This window comes from Pseudomonas crudilactis, from assembly GCF_013433315.1.
In the GTDB taxonomy this organism is placed as follows: Bacteria; Pseudomonadota; Gammaproteobacteria; order Pseudomonadales; family Pseudomonadaceae; genus Aquipseudomonas; species Aquipseudomonas crudilactis.
The window spans coordinates 48019-67147 of record NZ_WXVV01000006.1; the positions used below are offsets into that span (position 1 = coordinate 48019).

At 59.0% G+C, this 19129-nt stretch carries 18 protein-coding genes and 2 pseudogenes; 14 read left to right on the forward strand and 6 right to left on the reverse strand.

The genetic code is table 11. From position 1 onward, the window contains the following. Positions 1-217 precede the first annotated feature (217 nt). A complete protein-coding gene (locus GTU76_RS08320) occupies positions 218-772 on the forward strand; it encodes an RNA polymerase factor sigma-70 (RefSeq protein ID WP_016985448.1) in 555 nt (184 codons plus the stop codon). A 134-nt stretch (positions 773-906) separates the two neighbouring features. Here GTU76_RS08320 and GTU76_RS08325 read toward each other — a convergent pair whose 3' ends face one another. The 3 genes from GTU76_RS08325 to GTU76_RS08335 form a co-directional block, all read right to left on the reverse strand. Continuing rightward, positions 907-1920: a GNAT family N-acetyltransferase gene (locus GTU76_RS08325; RefSeq protein ID WP_180698417.1), complete on the reverse strand. Its 1014-nt coding sequence runs from the start codon at positions 1918-1920 to the stop codon at positions 907-909. Positions 1921-2006: 86 nt separating this feature from the next. Then, positions 2007-2804, reverse strand: coding sequence for a substrate-binding periplasmic protein (locus tag GTU76_RS08330; RefSeq protein ID WP_049802137.1), 798 nt, complete (start codon positions 2802-2804; stop codon positions 2007-2009). Positions 2805-2896: 92 nt separating this feature from the next. Beyond that, on the reverse strand, positions 2897-3520 hold the full coding sequence (locus GTU76_RS08335) for a TetR-type transcription factor C-terminal domain-containing protein (RefSeq protein ID WP_180698418.1): 624 nt from the start codon (positions 3518-3520) through the stop codon (positions 2897-2899). Positions 3521-3704: 184 nt separating this feature from the next. On the opposite strand from GTU76_RS08335, the gene GTU76_RS08340 reads away from it, so the two are divergent. From GTU76_RS08340 to ppnP, 10 genes and pseudogenes are all read left to right on the forward strand, one after another. Next, positions 3705-5489 (forward strand): acyclic terpene utilization AtuA family protein, encoded by a 1785-nt coding sequence (locus tag GTU76_RS08340; protein ID WP_180698419.1) that lies wholly within the window; start codon positions 3705-3707, stop codon positions 5487-5489. A gap of 12 nt (positions 5490-5501) precedes the next feature. After that, positions 5502-6371, forward strand: coding sequence for an SDR family oxidoreductase (locus GTU76_RS08345; RefSeq protein WP_175553639.1), 870 nt, complete (start codon positions 5502-5504; stop codon positions 6369-6371). A gap of 3 nt (positions 6372-6374) precedes the next feature. Continuing rightward, complete coding sequence (gene atuC / locus GTU76_RS08350; RefSeq protein ID WP_180698420.1) at positions 6375-7991, forward strand: geranyl-CoA carboxylase subunit beta; 1617 nt, start codon at positions 6375-6377, stop codon at positions 7989-7991. A 30-nt stretch (positions 7992-8021) separates the two neighbouring features. Beyond that, positions 8022-9179, forward strand: coding sequence for a citronellyl-CoA dehydrogenase (atuD, locus tag GTU76_RS08355; protein WP_175553637.1), 1158 nt, complete (start codon positions 8022-8024; stop codon positions 9177-9179). Next, the gene (locus GTU76_RS08360) at positions 9176-9973 is read left to right on the forward strand and encodes an enoyl-CoA hydratase/isomerase family protein (protein WP_180698421.1); all 798 of its coding nucleotides are present in this window, start codon (positions 9176-9178) and stop codon (positions 9971-9973) included. Before atuD ends, GTU76_RS08360 begins: the two co-directional genes overlap by 4 nt. A gap of 119 nt (positions 9974-10092) precedes the next feature. Beyond that, positions 10093-11560: pseudogene (locus GTU76_RS08365) on the forward strand (acetyl-CoA carboxylase biotin carboxylase subunit); the annotation flags it as partial. Continuing rightward, positions 11533-11742 (forward strand): annotated as a pseudogene (locus tag GTU76_RS30710) (3-methylcrotonyl-CoA carboxylase); the annotation flags it as partial. The pseudogenes GTU76_RS08365 and GTU76_RS30710, both read left to right, overlap by 28 nt. A gap of 72 nt (positions 11743-11814) precedes the next feature. Continuing rightward, the gene (locus GTU76_RS30525) at positions 11815-12054 is read left to right on the forward strand and encodes a biotin/lipoyl-containing protein (protein WP_484573302.1); all 240 of its coding nucleotides are present in this window, start codon (positions 11815-11817) and stop codon (positions 12052-12054) included. Between the two features lie 70 nt (positions 12055-12124). Further along, complete coding sequence (locus GTU76_RS08370; RefSeq protein WP_175553635.1) at positions 12125-12667, forward strand: 3'-5' exonuclease; 543 nt, start codon at positions 12125-12127, stop codon at positions 12665-12667. 105 nt (positions 12668-12772) lie between these two features. Next, positions 12773-13057, forward strand: coding sequence for a pyrimidine/purine nucleoside phosphorylase (gene ppnP, locus GTU76_RS08375; protein WP_003226701.1), 285 nt, complete (start codon positions 12773-12775; stop codon positions 13055-13057). Positions 13058-13128: 71 nt separating this feature from the next. Here ppnP and GTU76_RS08380 read toward each other — a convergent pair whose 3' ends face one another. Together GTU76_RS08380 and GTU76_RS08385 are read right to left on the reverse strand one after the other, a co-directional pair. Beyond that, positions 13129-13935 (reverse strand): MOSC domain-containing protein, encoded by an 807-nt coding sequence (locus GTU76_RS08380; protein ID WP_016985459.1) that lies wholly within the window; start codon positions 13933-13935, stop codon positions 13129-13131. 101 nt (positions 13936-14036) lie between these two features. Next, on the reverse strand, positions 14037-14972 hold the full coding sequence (locus tag GTU76_RS08385; RefSeq protein WP_007908676.1) for a chemotaxis protein CheV: 936 nt from the start codon (positions 14970-14972) through the stop codon (positions 14037-14039). A 454-nt stretch (positions 14973-15426) separates the two neighbouring features. Here GTU76_RS08385 and GTU76_RS08390 point away from each other — a divergent pair, with 454 nt between their 5' ends. The 3 genes from GTU76_RS08390 to GTU76_RS08400 all read left to right on the forward strand — a co-directional run bounded on the left by GTU76_RS08390 (position 15427) and on the right by GTU76_RS08400 (position 17922). Next, on the forward strand, positions 15427-15897 hold the full coding sequence (locus tag GTU76_RS08390; RefSeq protein ID WP_016985460.1) for a hypothetical protein: 471 nt from the start codon (positions 15427-15429) through the stop codon (positions 15895-15897). Between the two features lie 475 nt (positions 15898-16372). Next, complete coding sequence (locus GTU76_RS08395; protein WP_016985461.1) at positions 16373-17266, forward strand: sensor histidine kinase; 894 nt, start codon at positions 16373-16375, stop codon at positions 17264-17266. Next, positions 17263-17922, forward strand: coding sequence for a response regulator (locus tag GTU76_RS08400; protein WP_016985462.1), 660 nt, complete (start codon positions 17263-17265; stop codon positions 17920-17922). The genes GTU76_RS08395 and GTU76_RS08400 overlap by 4 nt, the downstream gene beginning before the upstream one ends. On the opposite strand, the gene yegS is transcribed toward GTU76_RS08400, so the two are convergent. Continuing rightward, positions 17906-18823: a lipid kinase YegS gene (yegS, locus tag GTU76_RS08405; RefSeq protein ID WP_180698423.1), complete on the reverse strand. Its 918-nt coding sequence runs from the start codon at positions 18821-18823 to the stop codon at positions 17906-17908. The two genes, GTU76_RS08400 and yegS, sit on opposite strands and share 17 nt — an antisense overlap. Positions 18824-19129 lie beyond the last annotated feature (306 nt).

Genomic DNA, 19129 nt, shown 5'->3' on the forward strand with positions numbered 1-19129 from the left:
AACGGATGACGTCTTGAAATAATTAGTCGGCAGGCTGGATCGCCAATGGGGCTGGGGTGTGGCGGCGTGTCGCAGTTCTCAGAATGCACTGTTGTGGATCATTAATTCTCTTTCTCAATTGACAATCATTATCATTCAACATAATTTGTCGCTCGATGTGTAGGACGGCCCCGCCCCCCAGGCGTCCCACTAACCTATTGGCAGCAAGGTGATTTCCATGACGGAACAAGTATCCACAAGCAGGTGCGATTCACCGCTACTTCAGGCATTCGTCGACAATCGGCTGATTCTGGTCAAGATTGCAGCCCGCATTACCGGCTGCCGCTCGCGCGCCGAAGATGTGGTGCAGGATGCGTTTTTCCGACTGCAGTCGGCGCCACCTATCACTTCGTCGATCAAGGCTCAACTGAGTTATCTGTTCCAGATCGTGCGCAACCTCGCCATCGATCACTACCGCAAACAGGCGCTGGAACAGAAGTACTCCGGCCCTGAAGAGGAAGGGCTGAATGTGGTCATCCAGGGTGCTTCACCGGAAACCTCGCACATCAACTTCTCGACCCTGGAAAACATCGCCGACGCACTGACCGAACTGCCCAGCCGCACTCGCTATGCGTTCGAGATGTACCGCCTGCACGGCGTGCCGCAAAAGGATATCGCCAAGGAACTGGGCGTTTCGCCAACCCTGGTCAACTTCATGATTCGTGATGCGCTGGTGCACTGCCGCAAGGTCTCGGGCAGTCGTCGGGATGCGGTGATTGCCGGTCGTCGTTAAGACCTGAATTCGGCGTCAAGCCATTCGCGAGCAAGCTCGCTCCCACATGGGTTCTGCGTACACAGATCCAATGTGGGAGCGAGCTTGCTCGCGAAGACGGACTCAAATTCACAAAGATCCCAAGCCCGATCACCTCACGCCAGCTTGCACCGATCAAAAAACCGCTCACGCCCCAGGATCATCAGCGCCGCGCGCTTGTGCGGGAAGTCGAATTCCTTCTCGCAGTGGAAACACTGATTCTGCATATGGCCGATCATCTTCGCGTTGTCCGCCCGAGGTTCGGCGACCACGCGTTGCGTGCGCGGATCATCGAGAAACAGGTAATGCACCAGCGCCGATAACCAGCTCGCCACTTTGTGCGGCCCACGGTGATCCTCTTCACCGACCAGCATGTGAATACCGCGATCGTAATTGTCGGCGTCATAAAACGGCGCAATGCGATCTTCCTTGGCCCAGTAGGCTTCGAAATAGGCAAACGGCTGATCATCGAAACAACCGATCAAGGTCAGCGTATGCGGGTCAGCGTCGAGTTTGCTCAGGTACTCGCGATGCTTTTCGATACTGCCCTCTTCCTGCCAGAAACTGGCAACGCGCGGGCTGTTCTGCCAGCGGTTGAATCGCGGCAAGTCTTCTTCGATCTCGACCGTGCGCAAGGAAATCCACGCCCCCAGCCGCGCGTCGAAACGTCGATAGACTTCACCCCGCGGCTTCAGCGGTCGCAGCGGATGACGCTTGCCGGCACTGATGACCATTTGCTGCGGATAGCTGCCGGCCAGCGATGCGCCAAGCCACGGCTGCGGCAGCTGCCAGAACAACGTGCGTTCGCAGCGGTACTCGCCCGCCACGTCGGTCGCCACCAGCAAACCGCTGAGCAGGGCTTCGGTCGGTGGCTGATCCAGTTGCCAGGTCAATTGCTGGCACTCAGGATCCCGGGCGAACAGCCAGTAGCAAGCAACCCATAGCGCCTGGCCCGGCAGCAGCGCAAAGCGCTCATCGAGCTGGATCGGCCCTTTGGCCTCACGGTCGAGGCGCAGACGAATCAGCGGTTGTCCGTCCAGGCTCAAGCTCAGACGGCTTTCGGTGGCATCGGCTTGGAGTTGACTGCCCGAGGGCAACGCCAGGGCAGTCAGATCATTCAGATTGGACATGGGTCAGGCTCACGATAATCGTCGACAGTTCAACGAAGTGACGTGATCCGGGCGGGGAAATTTAGCTTGGTGCACAAATCAGTGCCTCAGCGGTGAAGCACCGGCACCACTGCAATCTTGTACGGATCGAAAATTTTCAGCATCTGGCCGTTGTCGCGCAAACCTTGCAGCATCTTGCCGAACGCCTCACCAGTGATCGGCGCAGTCGGGCGAAGAATGGCGTAATGGTGATAAACCTGATCGATGCGTTGCGACACCAGCAACTCGTCGCGCACCTTCTCGTTGCGCAGCAGGTAATCGCTGAGGTAGGAGCGCGTCACCAGGGCAATATCCGCACGCGAACGCAGCACCATCAGCAGGTTGCTGTCATGGGAATAGGTCAGCGTGGCGTTGAAATTCTGCGCGAGAAATTTGGGGTCGGCATTGAAGTTGGCGAATTCGTAGTGATAACCGCTGAATAGCGCCAGACGCTTGCCGGTCAGGTCGGCAAAATAGTTCTGCTGACGACCGACTTCACGTTGTGCAACGAAAATCTCCGCGTCCTCAAGGCCCATGTCGACATCCGTATGGGGAATTTCCTTCCAGCCCCAATCGGGGTTCTCGAAAATCGCCATGTCGATCCGGCCCTGCTTGAAATCCCCGAAACGCCGCGGAATAGAGGTCGGCACCAGGACAAACTGATAGTCGCTTTGCAGGCGATTAAGGGCCTCGACCAGTTGCGGCAAGAGGCCTGTATCGGCACCGTTTTCCGGACGAATGGTGTAGGGCGGAAAATGCGCCGCGCCCACCCGAACCAGTTGCGCTGCCTGAACGGGCAATACCCATGATGCAGCCAGCGCTGCGAGCATCAGCCCCGCGGCCGTCCGGATTGGCAAAGACTTCAAAACACCCCACTCCCCGAAAAAATACCGATCAATGCATTCAAGCTAGGCGGTTTCGCCCAGTTAGCCAGTTTCCCGGCAGGATAGAAAGTCGCTCAACGCTCTTCGAGGACCAGAATCAGCGCCTCATCCGCCAACTGATCGAGGCTCAAACTGCCACCTGCACGGAACCAGGTGGTGGTCCAGGACAGTGCACCGGTGAGGAAACGTCGAGTAATAAATACATCACCGCGGATAAATCCGGCGTCCTTCGCTTCACCCAGCACTTGCAGCCAGATGTCTTCGTAGACATCGCGCAAGGCGAGCACCTTGGCCTGGCCATCTTCGGACAAGGAGCGCCACTCGTAGACCAGCACGGCCATCGCCTCGCCGCTGCCGCCCATGATCGATTGCAATTCGCAACGGATCAGCGCCAACACACGCTCACGCACATTGTTGGCATCGGCCAGTGCGGCGCGCATCAATGCAGTGTTGTAGCGGATGGTTTCTTCCATGACCGCGCGGAGAATTTCATCCTTGCTTTTGAAGTGATGAAAAATACTCCCGGACTGGATGCCGACTGCGCCGGCCAGATCGCGCACCGTGGTGCGTTCATAACCTTTGTTACGGAACAGGTGAGCCGCCACTTGCAGCAGTTTGCCGCGGGCGCTGTCCGGGTCGGTCAAATGGCCTTGATCGACCAATTCGCGCATGACCCTCAGGGCTTTTTGCTCGTCCACCCGTTCTCTCCTACAGTCGATCAGTCTGTTGCCCCCTGAAACCGCAGGGTTGCGCGCAATTTAAGCCGCCAACGACGACCAAGCAAGCGCTTGGGCAGAAGATAGTTTCAACTGTTTACAAACCAAGCGCTTGCTTGGTAGCCTCCAGACACTTCTGTCGCAGGTTGCTGAGTCGGAGATAAAAATGCCCACCACCGTTCGCATCGGATGCGCCAGCGCATTCTGGGGAGATACGTCCACCGCCGCCGCGCAACTGGTGGAGGGCGGCAATCTGGATTATCTGGTGTTCGACTACCTCGCCGAGATCACCCTGTCGATCATGGCCGGCGCACGCATGAAGGACCCGCAGGCGGGCTTCGCCGGCGACTTCATCGAAATCCTCACCCCCCTGCTGCCGCAGTTGGCCGAGCAGAACATCCGCGTGATCAGCAATGCCGGTGGAGTCAATCCGCAGGCCTGCGCCAACGCCTTGCAAGCGGCCTGCGACAAGGCCGGCATCGACCTGAAAATCGCCGTACTGCTCGGCGATGATCTGCAACCACAACTAAAACACCTCAGCGGCATCAGCGAAATGTTCAGCGGCGCCCCGCTGCCGCCGATGTGCGTGTCGACCAACGCCTACCTCGGCGCACCGGGCATTGTCGAAGCACTACGACTGGGCGCCGATATCGTCATCACCGGACGGGTGGTCGACAGCGCCGTGGTCAGCGCCGCGCTGGTGCATGAATTCGGCTGGTCGTGGCACGACTACGACAAACTCGCCCAGGCCGCGCTGGCCGGGCACATCATCGAATGCGGCGCACAATGCACCGGTGGCAATTTCACCGATTGGCGTGAAGTGCCGGATTACGAACACATCGGTTTTCCGATCGTTGAGGTCAGCGCTGACAGCCAATTCATCGTCAGCAAACCCGAAGGTTCCGGTGGACTGGTCACACCGCTGACCGTCGGCGAGCAGATGTTGTACGAAATCGGCGATCCGCAGGCCTATCTGTTGCCCGACGTGGTCTGCGATTTCACTCAAGTCAAACTTCAGCAACAAGGCAAAAACGCGGTGCACGTGCACGGCGCCAAAGGCCTGCCGGCCAATGCTAAATACAAGGTCAGCGCTACGTATCCGGACGGTTTTCGCTGCACCGCCACTTGCCTGATCGCTGGCATTGATGCGGTAGAAAAGGCGCAGCGCGTCAGTCAGGCAATCATCGCCAAGACTGCCGAGATGTTCAGCCTGCGCGGCTGGGGCCCCTACAGCGAAACCAACATTGAGCTGCTCGGCAGCGAAGCCACCTACGGCCCCCACGGCCGACGTCGCGACAACCGTGAAGTGGTCATCAAACTCGCCGTGCGCCACCCGAATAAACAGGCACTGGTGCTGTTCTCCCGGGAAATCGCCCAGGCCGCCACCGGCATGGCACCAGGCCTGACCGGCATCGTCGGTGGGCGGCCGACGGTGTACCCGGTGATCCGGCTGTTTTCGTTCCTGATCGAAAAAAGCGCCTGCACCTTGCACATTGATCTGGCGGGTGAACGTCATCCTTGCGCCCTGCCCTCATTGGTCGCGCTCGACAGCGAAGATTTGCCGATTGCCCAGCAACCGCCGAAACCTCAGGGTCGCGCCGATGCCAGTGTGGCGCTGGTGAAACTGGCCGTCGCGCGCTCCGGAGACAAGGGTAATCACAGCAACATCGGCGTCATGCCTCGCAAACCCGAATACCTGCCGTGGATCGCCGAAGCGCTGACCCCGGCGGTGATGGTCGACTGGATGAGTCATGTGCTCGATCCGATCCACGGCCGGGTCGAGCGCTGGTACCTGCCCGGCACCCACAGCCTGAATTTTCTTTTGGAAAACGCACTCGGCGGTGGTGGCGTGGCCAGTCTGCGCATCGACCCGCAAGGCAAAGCCTTCGCCCAGCAACTGTTGGAAATCCAGATCCCGGTGCCACAAAGCATCGCCGAACAGCTCGACTAGAGGAGGGTTTGCATGGCTTACGCGTCGATTTTCACCGCCGGTCTGTTCAGCGGCCAGAGCATTATCGTCACTGGTGGCGGCAGCGGCATCGGTCGCTGCACCGCGCATGAACTGGCAGCCCTCGGCGCCAATGTGCTGCTGGTCGGGCGCAAGCCGGAGAAACTGCAAAAGGTTGCCAGTGAAATCGCCGAGGACGGTGGCCGTGCACATTGGAAAGCCTGCGATATCCGTGATGAAGAAGCGGTGAAGCAATTGGTGAAAGAACTGATTGCCGAACACGGGCCGATTCACGGCCTGGTCAACAATGCTGGCGGCCAATACCCGTCGCCGCTGGCCTCGATCAATCAGAAAGGTTTCGAAACAGTACTGCGCACCAATCTGGTCGGCGGATTTCTGATGGCGCGGGAAGTGTTCAACCAGTCGATGAGCAAACACGGCGGCAACATCGTCAACATGCTCGCCGACATGTGGGGCGGCATGCCCGGCATGGGCCACTCGGGCGCGGCGCGCTCGGGCATGGACAACTTCACCAAGACCGCCGCGTTCGAATGGGGCTATGCCGGCGTGCGGGTCAACGCGGTGGCGCCGGGCTGGATTGCCTCCAGCGGCATGGACACATACGAAGGCGCGTTCAAAGCGGTAATTCCAACCCTGCGTGAACATGTACCGCTCAAGCGTATTGGCACCGAATCGGAAGTCAGCGCCGCCATCGTGTTTCTGCTCAGCCCGGCGGCGGCGTTCATCAGTGGCAGCACCTTGAAAATCGACGGCGCGGCCAGCCTCGGCAGCCGTGCATGGCCGTTGCACAAAGCCACTCACAGCGAGTCGTTCAATGGTTTCCACCGGGCGTACCTTCCCGATGTCCTGAAGGACAAGGAGTAAGCCATGCCGCAGATCCACTCCCAACTCGACCCGCACAGCGAAGCATTTGCCCGCAATCGTACGGCGATGCTCGCGGCCATTGAACACGTACAGCAACTGGAACAAAACCTGCTGAACAAGGCCGCCGAAGCCAAAGCCAAATTCGACAAACGCGGGCAACTGCTGCCGCGCGAACGCCTGAACCTGTTGCTCGATCCTGGCGCGCCGTTTCTCGAACTGGCCAGCCTTGCCGGCTACAAATTGCACGACGACAAGGACGGCAGCGCGGCCGGTGGCGGGTTGATTGCCGGTATCGGTTACGTGTCCGGCATCCGCGCGATGGTGGTCGCCAATAACAGTGCGATCAAGGGCGGCACCATCTCGCCCAGCGGTTTGAAAAAGTCTCTGCGCCTGCAACAGATCGCCCAGGAAAACAAACTCCCGGTGATCACCCTCGCCGAAAGCGGCGGCGCCAACCTCAATTACGCCGCCGAGATTTTCGTCGAAGGCGCGCGCAGTTTTGCCAATCAGGCGCGGATGTCGGCACTGGGTTTGCCGCAGATCACCGTGGTACATGGCTCAGCCACGGCGGGCGGTGCTTATCAACCGGGGTTGTCGGATTACGTGGTGGTGGTGCGCGGCAAGGCCAAGCTGTTTCTCGCCGGTCCCCCATTGCTCAAAGCGGCCACCGGTGAAGTCGCCACCGACGAAGAACTCGGTGGCGCCGAGATGCACGCACAGGTCGCCGGCACGGCTGAATACCTCGCTGAAAACGATGCCGACGGCGTGCGTCTGGTGCGTGAAATCCTCCGCATGCTGCCATGGAACGAGCAACTGCCATGGCTGCCGGAGCCGCAATACAAAGAGCCGCTCTACCCAATCGAAGAACTGCTGGGGTTGATCCCCGACGATCCGAAAAAGCCTTATGACGTACGCGAAATCATCGCGCGCATCGCCGACGAATCCTGCTTTCTCGAATTCAAGGGCGAGTTCGATCAACAAACCATCTGCGGCCAATTGAAGATCCAGGGCCGCGCCTGCGGTTTTATCGGCAACAACGGCCCGATCACCCCGAACGGTGCAAGCAAGGCTGCACAGTTCATTCAGTTGTGCGATCAGAGCCAGACGCCGCTGCTGTTTTTCCACAACACCACCGGCTTCATGGTCGGCACCGAATCGGAACAGCAAGGCGTGATCAAACACGGGTCGAAACTGATTCAAGCGGTGGCCAATGCGCGGGTGCCTAAACTGACCATCGTCGTCGGCGGCTCTTATGGCGCGGGCAACTATGCGATGTGCGGGCGCGGCCTCGATCCGCGCTTCATCTTCGCCTGGCCGAACAGCCGCACGGCGGTGATGGGCGGCGCGCAGGCCGGCAAAGTCTTGCGCATCGTTACCGAAGCCAAGCAGTTGAAGGACGGCCTGACGCCAGACCCGAAAATGCTCGACATGCTCGAACAGGTCACCGCGCAAAAACTCGACAGCCAGTCCACCGCGCTCTACGGCAGCGCCAATCTGTGGGATGACGGGCTGATCGATCCACGCGACACGCGCACCCTGCTCGGCTACTTGCTGGATATCTGCCACGAGGCCGAGATTCGCACGTTGCAACCCAACAGCTTCGGCGTCAGCCGCTTCTGACCGCCACGGATTCTACGGAGAACAAGAACAATGATCTTCACCCCGGAACACGAAGCCCTGCGTCGTACCGTCCGCCAGTTCGTCGAGCACGAGATCAATCCGCACGTCGAAGAATGGGAAAAGGCCGGCCGCTTTCCCATCCACGAGATTTTCCGCAAGGCCGGCGACCTCGGTTTGCTGGGGATTTCCAAACCGGAGAAATTCGGCGGCATGGGTCTGGACTACAGCTATTCGATTGTCGCGGCCGAAGAGTTCGGCACCATTCATTGCGGCGGCATTCCGATGTCGATCGGCGTGCAGACCGACATGTGCACCCCCGCCCTCGCCCGCTTCGGTTCCGATGAATTGCGTGAAGAGTTCCTGCGTCCGGCGATCAGCGGCGAGCAGGTCGGCTGCATCGGCGTCTCTGAAGTCGGTGCCGGCTCGGATGTCGCCGGGCTGAAAACCACCGCACGCAAGGATGGCGACGACTACGTGATCAACGGCAGCAAGATGTGGATCACCAACTCGCCGAGTGCCGACTTCATCTGCCTGCTGGCCAACACCTCGGACGACAAGCCGCACATCAACAAGTCGCTGATCATGGTGCCGATGAACACGCCGGGGATCAGCCTCAGCTCGCACCTGGACAAGCTCGGCATGCGCAGCTCGGAAACCGCGCAGGTGTTTTTCGACAACGTGCGCGTACCGCAGCGCAACCGCATCGGCCACGAAGGCGCCGGGTTCATGATGCAGATGCTGCAATTTCAGGAAGAACGTCTGTTCGGTGCGGCGAACATGATCAAAGGCCTGGAGTACTGCGTCGACAGCACCATCGACTACTGCAAGGAGCGCAAGACCTTCGGCAATGCGCTGATCGACAATCAGGTGATCCACTTTCGCCTCGCTGAATTGCAGACCGAAATCGAATGCCTGCGCGCATTGGTTTACCAGGCCACCGAGCAGTACGTGAAAGGCCAGGACGTCACGCGGCTGGCGTCGATGGCCAAGCTCAAGGCCGGGCGCCTCGGCCGCGAAGTCAGCGACAGCTGCCTGCAATATTGGGGCGGCATGGGTTTCATGTGGGACAACCCGGTGGCCCGTGCCTATCGCGATGTACGGCTGGTCTCGATTGGCGGCGGCGCCGACGAAATCATGCTGGGAATCATCTGCAAACTGATGGGCATCCTCCCGGGGAAAAAGAAATGAGCAGCCTGCCGCAATGCCAGACGCTGCTGCTGGAACTGCATGGCGGCGTGCTGCACATCACCCTCCATCGGCCGGAAAGCCGCAATGCAATGAGCCTGCAGATGGTCAGCGAACTGCGCGCGGTGCTGGCGGCTGTGCGCGATGACCGTACTGTTCGGGCGTTGGTGCTCAGCGGTGCCGGTGGGCATTTCTGTGCCGGTGGCGATATCAAGGACATGGCCAGCGCTCGCGCTCAAGGCACCGAGGCTTATCGCGTTCTGAACCGGGCATTCGGCGCCCTGCTGGAAGAAGCGCAGCACGCGCCGCAAGTGCTGATCACGGTGCTGCAAGGCGCGGTGCTCGGCGGCGGTTTGGGGCTGGCGTGTATCAGCGACATCGCGATTGCCGATCATCAAGCGCAATTCGGTTTACCGGAAACCAGCCTCGGCTTGCTGCCGGCGCAGATTGCGCCATTTGTGGTGCAGCGCATCGGCCTCACCGAAACCCGTCGGTTGGCACTGACCGCCGCACGTTTCGATGGGCACCAGGCGCGCCGTCTGGGGCTGGTGCATTTTGTCGAGCAGGATGCGCAGGCGCTCGCCGAGCGGCTGGATGAGGTGCTGCAACATGTGCTGTGTTGCGCGCCGGAGGCGAATGCCATGACCAAGAAATTGCTGTTGGCCAGTGCCGGGCAGCCTTCGAGTGAATTGCTTGATGACGCGGCGCAGTGGTTTAGCGAAGCGGTGACAGGCGACGAAGGTGTGGAGGGAACCATGGCATTCATGCAGAAACGCAAACCTCGGTGGGCCTCTTAAAAGCTTCGCGAGCAAGCTCGCTCCCACATTGGATTTGTATCGTTCATAAATCCCCTGTGGGAGCGAGCTTGCTCGCGAAGAGGCCAGCACCTGCGACGCAACTTCTGAGGAAATAGCCCATGCCCGCCATCCACAAAATCCTGATCGCCAACCGCGGTGAAATCGCCTGCCGCATCCAGCGCACCGCCCAAGCCTTGGGCTATCGCACCGTCGCCGTCTTCAGCGATGCCGACGCCGATGCCCTGCACGTAAAAATGGCCGATCAAGCCGTTCACATCGGCCCGTCCCCTGTGCAGCAGTCGTACCTGAACATTCCGGCGATCCTCGACGCCGCCCATCGCAGCGGCGCCGACGCCATTCACCCCGGCTACGGCTTTCTCTCGGAAAACGCCGATTTCGCCCGCGCCTGCGAACAGGCTGGTTTGACGTTCATCGGTCCCAGCGCCGAAGCCATCGAATTGATGGGCAGCAAACGTCTGTCGAAAATCGCCATGCTCGAAGCCGGCGTGCCCTGCATCGCCGGTTATCAAGGTGCCGAACAGGATGACGCCACCCTGCTGCGTGAAGCCGAGCGCATCGGCTATCCACTGATGATCAAGGCCAGTGCCGGCGGAGGTGGACGCGGCATGCGTCTGCTGCACAACGCCGCTGATTTGCCCGCGCAACTGCGCACCGCGCGTTCCGAAGCATTGAACGGTTTCGGCAGCGACGAATTGATCCTCGAACAGGCATTGATCGAACCGCGGCATGTCGAAGTGCAATTGTTCGGCGATCAGCACGGCAACCTGATCTATCTCGGCGAACGCGACTGTTCGATCCAGCGTCGCCACCAGAAAGTCATCGAAGAGGCGCCTTGCCCGGTGATGACCGCCGAACTGCGCCAGGCCATGGGTGAAGCCGCGCTGAAAGCCGGGCGTGCGGTGAATTACGTCGGTGCCGGCACCGTGGAGTTTCTGCTCGACGCACGTGGGCAGTTCTACTTTCTGGAGATGAACACGCGCCTGCAGGTCGAACACCCGGTGACCGAACTGATCACTGGTCTGGATCTGGTGGCGTGGCAAATATTGGTTGCCGAAGGTCAGCCATTGCCGCTGACTCAGGATCAGGTCCAACTCAACGGGCATGCAATGGAGGTGCGCCTCTACGCCGAAGATCCAGCAGAGGATTTCCTCCCGCAAACAGGCCGGGTCGAGGCGTGGGCACCAGCGCAACAGCACGGCGCGCGAATCGATCATGGCTTGCTGGAAGGACAATCGATCAGCCCGTTCTACGACCCGATGCTCGGCAAACTGATCGCTTTCGGCGCCACTCGCGAAGAGGCTCGGCGCAAATTGTTGCGCGCGGTACAGGACACGGTGTTATTGGGCGTGCAAAGCAATCAGCGCTTGCTGGCCAGCCTGTTGCAACATCCGCAGTTCATCAGTGGCGAATTCAGTACCGCGTTCATTACGCAGCACTTCAGCGATCACCAATGCCTGCATCGCTACGTTCCCGGTGCCGAGGAACTGGCCATTGCAGCGCTGCTTTTCTATCAGGCCAGCGCCCTCTCCCACCGCGCGCCGCTCACCGGCTGGCGCAACAACGCCAGCGTGCCACTGCATTATCGCCTCGGCCTCGACGATCAGAACTGGACAGTGCAACTTCTCGCGCAAGCGCAAGGCCCGTTCAACGTACAGATAGGCGAACGCACGATTGAATTGAAACTCATCGACCGTGACGCGCATTCACTGACACTGGAAATCGACGGTCTACGCCAGCGCCACGCCTACCACCTGAATGGCGAGCATGTCTGGTTGTTCACCCATCCCGGAAGCTTGTGCCTGGAGGATCGAACTCACGCCGTGATCGACAGTCAGACCAGCGTCAGTTCCGGCACCTTGAAAGCACCGATGGACGGCGCCATCGTCGACGTATTGGTCAGTGAAGGCAGCCCGGTCAGCAAAGGTCAGTTGCTGGTGGTACTGGAGGCAATGAAAATGGAGCATCCGCTCAAGGCCGGCATCGACGGCGTGCTCAAGCGGGTGCAGGTCAAGGTCGGCGATCAGGTAAAAAATCGTCAGGTTCTGTTGCAGGTCGAGTAGTCACCCACACACCCATGCGGGTTTTGACTACGCTCTGAGTTATCAGAACGCGGAAATCAGGAACCCTGCGATGCCCCACTGGCTGGTCATAGATCTGGAAGCCACTACCGACGAGGGTGGCTGGCCGGTCACCGAAATGGAAATTATCGAGATCGGCGCCACGTTGGTCGATCGCGCCGGGCGCGAGCAGGATCACTTCCAGCGCTTCGTCAAACCGACACGGCGGCCGTTGCTGACGCCTTTTTGTCGTGAACTGACGCACATCACTCAGGCCAATATCGACTCGGCGCAAGTGCTGACCGAAGTCTGGCCGGCGTTCGAACGCTGGCTCGCCCAGCATCAATCACGTCTCGAGGGCTGGGCCAGTTGGGGTGATTACGACCGCAAGCAATTGTTGCAGGAGTGGCAGCGTCTGCAAATCGACAGTGGCTTGAGCAAAGTGCCGCACATGAACCTCAAACAACGCTTCGCCAAGGCTCGGCGCCTCGAACGGCCGCTGGGCCTTAACGGCGCACTGCAATTGGCCGGCATGCAGTTCAGCGGTCAACAGCATCGGGCGCTGGAGGACGCGCGCAACACCGCGCGACTGTTGCCACTGGTATTGCCACTCTAGGGTCAATTCGAGAACTCACTGGACAGACGCCGGGCAGGTGACGGCGTTGAACGCCTTGTGCATACTGGCCGCCTCCCTTTTTCAGCCCCTTTTGAGGAATCGCCCATGTTTAAAGTCAACGAGTACTTCGACGGCACCGTCAAGTCGATCGCCTTTGGCACCGCTGAAGGTCCGGCGACCATCGGCGTCATGGCCCCGGGCGAATACGAATTCGGCACCGCTCAGCGTGAAATCATGCACGTGGTGTCTGGCGCACTGACCGTCAAACTGCCTGACAGCAGCGACTGGGAAACCTTCGCCGCTGGCAGCCAGTTCAACGTTCCGGCCAACAGCAAGTTCCAGTTGAAGGTGGCGGTCGACACCGCTTACCTGTGCGAATACCGCGGCTAAAGCAGCGGTTTCACTCACCAAAAAAAATGCCCGTGTCCAAGGACGCGGGCATTTTTCGTTGCAGTGACGGCTTATTCGAGAATCTCCACTGGCATCCCGACTTCAAGCCGACCATTGCTGTCATTCACCAGATTCTGGCCGAACATCGCGCCGTCGGCTTGAGCGCGATATTTCTGCAAGGTTGCCAGCGGCTCACGATCAGCACTGCGCTCACCGGTTTGCGGGTCGATAGTGGTGAGAATGCAGCGCGAGCACGGCTTGACCACGCGGAACTCGACATCGCCGATGCGAATCCGCTTCCAGCCGTCCTCGGCGTATGCCTCGCCGCCCTCGATCACCAGGTTCGGCCGGAAGCGCAACATTTCCAGCGGGCGCCCGACTCTGTCCGAGAGATCCTGCAGGGACGCCTCGCCGATCAACAGCAGAGGAAATCCGTCGGCGAACGCGACCTGATCATCTTCGTAGCCATAGCCAGCTTGCGTGGTGCGAGCGCGATCCAGCGGCACCTGCACCAGACGGGTCGGCTTGCCGATGAAATCACTGACCCAGCGCGCTGCTTCTTCACCGGCATCCGGCACGCGCAAAGTGTCACGCCAGATCGTCACACCACGCAGTTCGGCGTCATTGCCCGGCAAGGCGATGTCGATGGGAGAGTGTTCAGGTGCGCTCAAGGTCAGACCACCCTGCGCATTCCACAGCGCCGACAACTGACTCATCTTCGCTTCGGCGCGCTGGGTCAGGAAGCGGCCGCTCGCTTCGTCCACGAGCATCCAGCGTCGGTCGCCATCAAGCCCCAGCTTGTCGAGGTCGACACTTTTTAGCACATCGACTTTGCCGGATTTCAACGGGTAACGATAAAGCGCGCTCAGACGCAGCATGGCCAGCTCCCTGGAGGATAAAAACGCCACCCTATACGAGCTTTATCCGCGAATCAAAGCCAGTGTTTTGTGCAAAGCAAATCCCCTGTGGGGGGTGATGGTCAGGCCGGGACTTCGTCGAGCATCAGGCGCTGGCGCACCACGTCGACCAGTTTGTCCGGCTGAAACTTGGAGAGGAAGTTGTCGCAACCGACCTTCTTCACCATCGAGTCGTTGAAACTGCCGGACAGCGAGGTGTGCAGCACCACGTACAGACCACGCAGACGCGGGTCGTTGCGGATTTCGGTGGTCAGGCGATAGCCGTCCATTTCCGGCATTTCCGCATCAGTAAAGATCATCAGCAGCTTGTCCGTCATGTTCACGCCTGTATCGGCCCAGGCCTTGAGCATGTTCAGCGCCTTCAGGCCATCGCTGGCAATGTGCATTTTCACGCCGAGCTGACCGAGGGTGTCACGCAGTTGCGAGAGTGCCACGTTGGAGTCGTCCACCAACAGCACTTCACGGCCACGGGCGCGTTCCAGTACCGGATCTTCAAGCTTTTCACGCGAGACCTTGGCGTTGTACGGGACGATTTCGGCGAGGACTTTCTCGACGTCGATGATTTCCACCAGTTGATCGTCGACCTTGCTGATCGCGGTCAGATAATGCTGACGCCCGGCGCTGGTCGGCGGCGGCAGAATGGCTTCCCAGTTCATGTTGACGATGCGATCCACGCCACCGACGAGGAAGGCCTGTACCGAGCGGTTGTACTCGGTGACGATGATCGTGCTGTTCGGACCCGGCACCAATGGACGCATGCCGATCGCCTGCGACAGATCGATCACTGGCAAGGTCTGACCGCGCAGATTGACCACGCCGCAGACGAACGGATGACGCTGCGGCATCAAGGTCAGCTTCGGCAGTTGCAGCACTTCCTGAACCTTGAACACGTTGATCGCGAACAACTGACGCCCGGCCAATCGAAACATGAGAATTTCCAGGCGATTCTCACCCACCAGTTGCGTGCGTTGGTCTACCGTGTCGAGAATGCCGGCCATCAATGACTCCTGGGCTTGTTCTGATGAATTCACTATGTGAGGTTATCGGCGGCAAATGGCGATTCTTGATTGCCAAACCAGACCCCGTCAAAAATGCCATGATCGGGCATTGATGTCACATTAACATCATGCTTTACTGGCGCAGTGATTTTCATCTGCTACATTCTCTGCGGCGCGACCTCGGTTTGCACGGTAGGTTCCCGCGCCTAAGGGATTCCCCTAGTAACAATCAGGCCCAACCTGATATTCGCAATATCCAATAGCCATTAATGTGACGCCATTCTCATTGCATGAACGGAGTCAGGCTATTGTGTGCGATCGCAATTCAGCGGAAACAAGCCCTCTGGAACCCCTCAGTCTGTGCACCTGCACGTCTGGGCGCGATCTCCCGACGATCCATGACCGTCGCCACAAATGGCATTCCCCCATCAGACATGACGTTGTGGAGATAAGCATGCCGATCGACCGTAAAGAGTGGGCGCAAAGGTTCCCCGAATTTCTTGTCGAGGCTGAAACGCTCCTGGCCAAGTCTGAAGAATGCCTCAGCCATCTGCAGTTGATCAGCAATGACAAGGACGCCATCGACTGCATGCTCAGCACCCTCCTCAAGCTCGCGAGCAGGGCTGAAGCACTGGCGCTTGAAGCCATTTGCGAATTCTCCCTGCACATCTACAGCTTGCTCAATCTGGCGCAGGACCACGTCGACCTGCACGAACAAGCCCTGGATGCCTTGAAGGATTGCTTTACGTTAATGGCCTGGCAACTTGAATTGGTCGATCAGAGCACCGGGCAGCTGAGCCTTGATGAAAGCGAGCAGATTTCGCTGATTGAAGCGTTCGCCTTCCAAGTCGGCCAGCCTCAATTTCAGCCAGCCCTTTCTCCCAAACGTTTGCCTCTGCCAAGCTACGCGGAACGACAAGCCTGACAGGACGCCTGCCTGTTCAAGGAACTCGTTGCCTTGCACAGCCCATGTCGTTATTGAATAGTTCATACCTGCCAGCGACAAATCGAATTAAATAATCACGCCTGACTCAAGCGGATATTTTTCGCCGGACTCAGGGTTTGCCTGTGTCTGAAGAGCACAACTTCAGGTAACGCCGATATCTTTTAATCGACTTCTCCACTATGGAACTCGCGTCCAACATGGCGTAATTCCTGACCCTTTGGACATATATAGCAAACGCGACCAACGGTATGTTAAGTGGTATTATGCCGCCCACTAGTTGCTTTCAAGTTAATGGCACAGTGACTTCAGAGACAGCCATCCAGCAAAGTTGGCGGCCTGATACATTTACTGAACCGCGTTGAAATCAATAACATAATTGACAGCATTTTCAGACAGAGATCCGCCAGCCACCGGCCGGTCTGCCCGCAGCGAACATCCATTGGCTCCATCCGTTATGTACGCCAGCCTCAAGTCAATCTCCACATGGCCACCCTCCCGGGAAAACGCACGCCGGTTCACGCTCATTCTGTGTGTGGCAGCCACACTCGGGAGCCTGTTGACCTACGGTTTTTCCGCGCAACTTTGCCTGGGGCTGCTATTGCTGAACATCGCAGCCACCGCCTGCGTCTGGGTGCAATATCGGCTGTCACGCAAATCGATAAAATTTCAGCCGCAGGAACTCGCTGATCGCCTCCTGGAAGTCCAGGAAAACGAACGTCACCGCCTCAGCCGAGAGTTGCACGACGATATAGGCCAACTGCTGACCGCCGCCAAACTGCAGAGCGAGTGGCTCAAGCGACGCATGCCGGATGACCTGCAGGAACAATGCACAGCGCTGTGCGACACGCTCGAAGAAACCCTCAACAAGGTGCGCGACGTTTCGGCCATTCTCAATCCACGCCAGTTGACCAGTCTGGGTCTTGAGGCGAGCCTGCGTGCGCATCTGCTCAAGACAATGGCCAATACCAGCGTGCACTGGAGCCTTGATTGCCAGCAACGCCTCAACGGCATTCCGGAAGAAATGGCCGTCGCCGCCTTTCGCATCACCCAGGAGGCAGTGACCAATATCCTGCGACATGCGCAAGCGAAGAATCTGGTGATACGCGTACAGCGCCTGCCGAAAGGCTTGACGCTGATGATCAGCGATGACGGTCTGGGGTTTGCCCCGGCGGCCAATCCTGGTCGTGAAGGACAGCGGGGCATGGCCGGGATGGCCGAACGGATCGAGCAATTGGGTGGCACCCTGAGCGTCGTCAGCGAGCCGGGCAAAGGCACTCGAATCGAAGCACTTTTCCCCTGGGCGCCCCGTGCACTCGAGCGGGCCAGTACGAATAAGGTTATGCGTTGACTTGCAACTTACTTCTGGTGGATGACCACTCGCTGATCAGGGCCGGCGTGCGTGCTCTGGTTATGGATATTCCCGGTTACGCGGTGATTGGCGAAGCCAATGACGGCTCGCAACTGCTCGAAATGGTCGAGCAACTGAGCCCCGATATCGTGCTCCTGGATATATCCATGAAAGAAACCGGCGGCCTTGAAGCCCTGCAACGGCTCAAGCGTGTGCGGCCGCAAAGCAAGGTGCTGATCCTGTCGATGCACACCGACCCGGCGTTGATCATGCAGGCGCTGGAGTCCGGCGCCTATGGCTACCTGCTGAAGGACACCACAGCCACTGAACTCGAACACGCACTGGAGGCCTTGCGCAATAACGAGCGCTATTTGAGCCCTGCCATCGCCCACACCGTGATCAACCAGGCATTGACCCGCAATCAGAAGCAGCAGCCGGAAACCGCCGACTCGCACAACCTGACCGCGCGACAACTGGAGATCCTGCGCCTGATCGTGCGTGGCAAATCCACTCGGGAAATCGCCAACGGACTGGGCCTGAGCATCAAAACCGTCGAGACCCACCGCTCGCAGATCATGAAGCGTCTGCAAATCTACGACGTAGCAGGCCTGGTGCTGTTCGCCGTACGCGAGCAGATCATCAGTCTTGATGACTGATTGACGATTTAATGGTTAATAGCGGCGAGTCCTTTGGCAGATGGATCTGCAGCGCCGCCGGACGCGCCTCGAAACGCATGCTGTCGCCTTCCAGCGGCTCACCGTCAAGATTGATGTAAAGCCCTTCGGACATTTTGATTTCGACCCACGGCAATCGGGTTCGCACGAACATGTTGTCGATGCCGAAACCGTCGCTCAGCAGGTTCTTCAAGGTCCCGACAAGCTCCTGGGGCGCCGGCAGAATGCTGATATCCAGCAGTCCATCGTCGGCCAGCGCTTGTGGGCACAACACATGCCCGCCTCCGGCCTGACGGCCATTGCCAATGCCCAACGCCAGCAGCTCGCCGCTCCAGTGAAAATCAGGGCCTTGCAACTCGCCGTAAGCGGCATGCAGTTCGCTGAATCGGGACAAACCAGTGAACAGATATGCCGCTCCCCCGAGTACTTTTTTCAGATCCTCTGAAGTATTGGCGGTGACCTGACTGCCGAAACCACCGGTGGCCATGTTGAGGAAAATTTGCCCGCCCACCTGACCCAGATCAATATCACGCGGCGCCACCTCCAGAAGCTCAAGGGCCTCCGCCGGATCCAGCGGAATGCCCGCGGCACGGGAAAAGTCGTTGGCGGTTCCCAAAGGCAAAAGTACCAGGCTGGCTTTGTGCGGATGCGCCGCGAGTGCTTCGGCAATGTCGCGCAACGTGCCGTCGCCACCTCCCGCAATAATCTGTGTGTAACCCTCCGCCAGTGCCTGCTCCACCCATCGCTGGGCATCCCCCGCCTCCCAGGTCAGGCGCACAGCCAGTTCCCAGCCTTGTTGGCGCTTGTTCTCGACCGCGCTGCGAACTTCATCGTTGAGTGCCTGCTTGCCATGCAGAATCAACAGTGCCCGGCGTTCACTCATAGCGTCACTCCCTGAATTGAATCGGTTAGGTCATCTTGACCGCTGAAGCACCCAAAAGAGCCGCCTGCGGCCTAATTAATTCAAGCCCGGGAGAGCGGCGTCCTACATAACCGGTATTTTTTCTTACAAAACATGAGGAATCGGCTCAATTGACCACGCATGGCCATTGGTTCACCGTGTGCTGGCGGTATCAATCATCAATCCAACAACACAAGGAAGTGCAGGCAATGAATGGATACGCCCCTAGGGCTCAGGACAATTCGATCCGTATAAACGTCGGCCAGCATGCATTTGAAGCAACCAGTG

What these genes read in the sequence shown, in the direction of transcription:
- GTU76_RS08345 (WP_175553639.1), top strand. Translation starts at nt 5,502, where the DNA reads ATGGCTTACGCGTCGATTTTCACCGCCGGTCTGTTCAGCGGCCAGAGC.
- yegS (WP_180698423.1), bottom strand. Translation starts at nt 18,823, where the DNA reads ATGAGTGAACGCCGGGCACTGTTGATTCTGCATGGCAAGCAGGCACTC.
- ppnP (WP_003226701.1), top strand. Translation starts at nt 12,773, where the DNA reads ATGTTTAAAGTCAACGAGTACTTCGACGGCACCGTCAAGTCGATCGCC.
- GTU76_RS08320 (WP_016985448.1), top strand. Translation starts at nt 218, where the DNA reads ATGACGGAACAAGTATCCACAAGCAGGTGCGATTCACCGCTACTTCAG.
- atuD (WP_175553637.1), top strand. Translation starts at nt 8,022, where the DNA reads ATGATCTTCACCCCGGAACACGAAGCCCTGCGTCGTACCGTCCGCCAG.
- GTU76_RS08340 (WP_180698419.1), top strand. Translation starts at nt 3,705, where the DNA reads ATGCCCACCACCGTTCGCATCGGATGCGCCAGCGCATTCTGGGGAGAT.
- GTU76_RS08395 (WP_016985461.1), top strand. Translation starts at nt 16,373, where the DNA reads ATGTACGCCAGCCTCAAGTCAATCTCCACATGGCCACCCTCCCGGGAA.
- GTU76_RS08360 (WP_180698421.1), top strand. Translation starts at nt 9,176, where the DNA reads ATGAGCAGCCTGCCGCAATGCCAGACGCTGCTGCTGGAACTGCATGGC.
- GTU76_RS08370 (WP_175553635.1), top strand. Translation starts at nt 12,125, where the DNA reads ATGCCCCACTGGCTGGTCATAGATCTGGAAGCCACTACCGACGAGGGT.
- atuC (WP_180698420.1), top strand. Translation starts at nt 6,375, where the DNA reads ATGCCGCAGATCCACTCCCAACTCGACCCGCACAGCGAAGCATTTGCC.
- GTU76_RS08380 (WP_016985459.1), bottom strand. Translation starts at nt 13,935, where the DNA reads ATGCTGCGTCTGAGCGCGCTTTATCGTTACCCGTTGAAATCCGGCAAA.
- GTU76_RS08385 (WP_007908676.1), bottom strand. Translation starts at nt 14,972, where the DNA reads ATGGCCGGCATTCTCGACACGGTAGACCAACGCACGCAACTGGTGGGT.
- GTU76_RS08325 (WP_180698417.1), bottom strand. Translation starts at nt 1,920, where the DNA reads ATGTCCAATCTGAATGATCTGACTGCCCTGGCGTTGCCCTCGGGCAGT.
- GTU76_RS08390 (WP_016985460.1), top strand. Translation starts at nt 15,427, where the DNA reads ATGCCGATCGACCGTAAAGAGTGGGCGCAAAGGTTCCCCGAATTTCTT.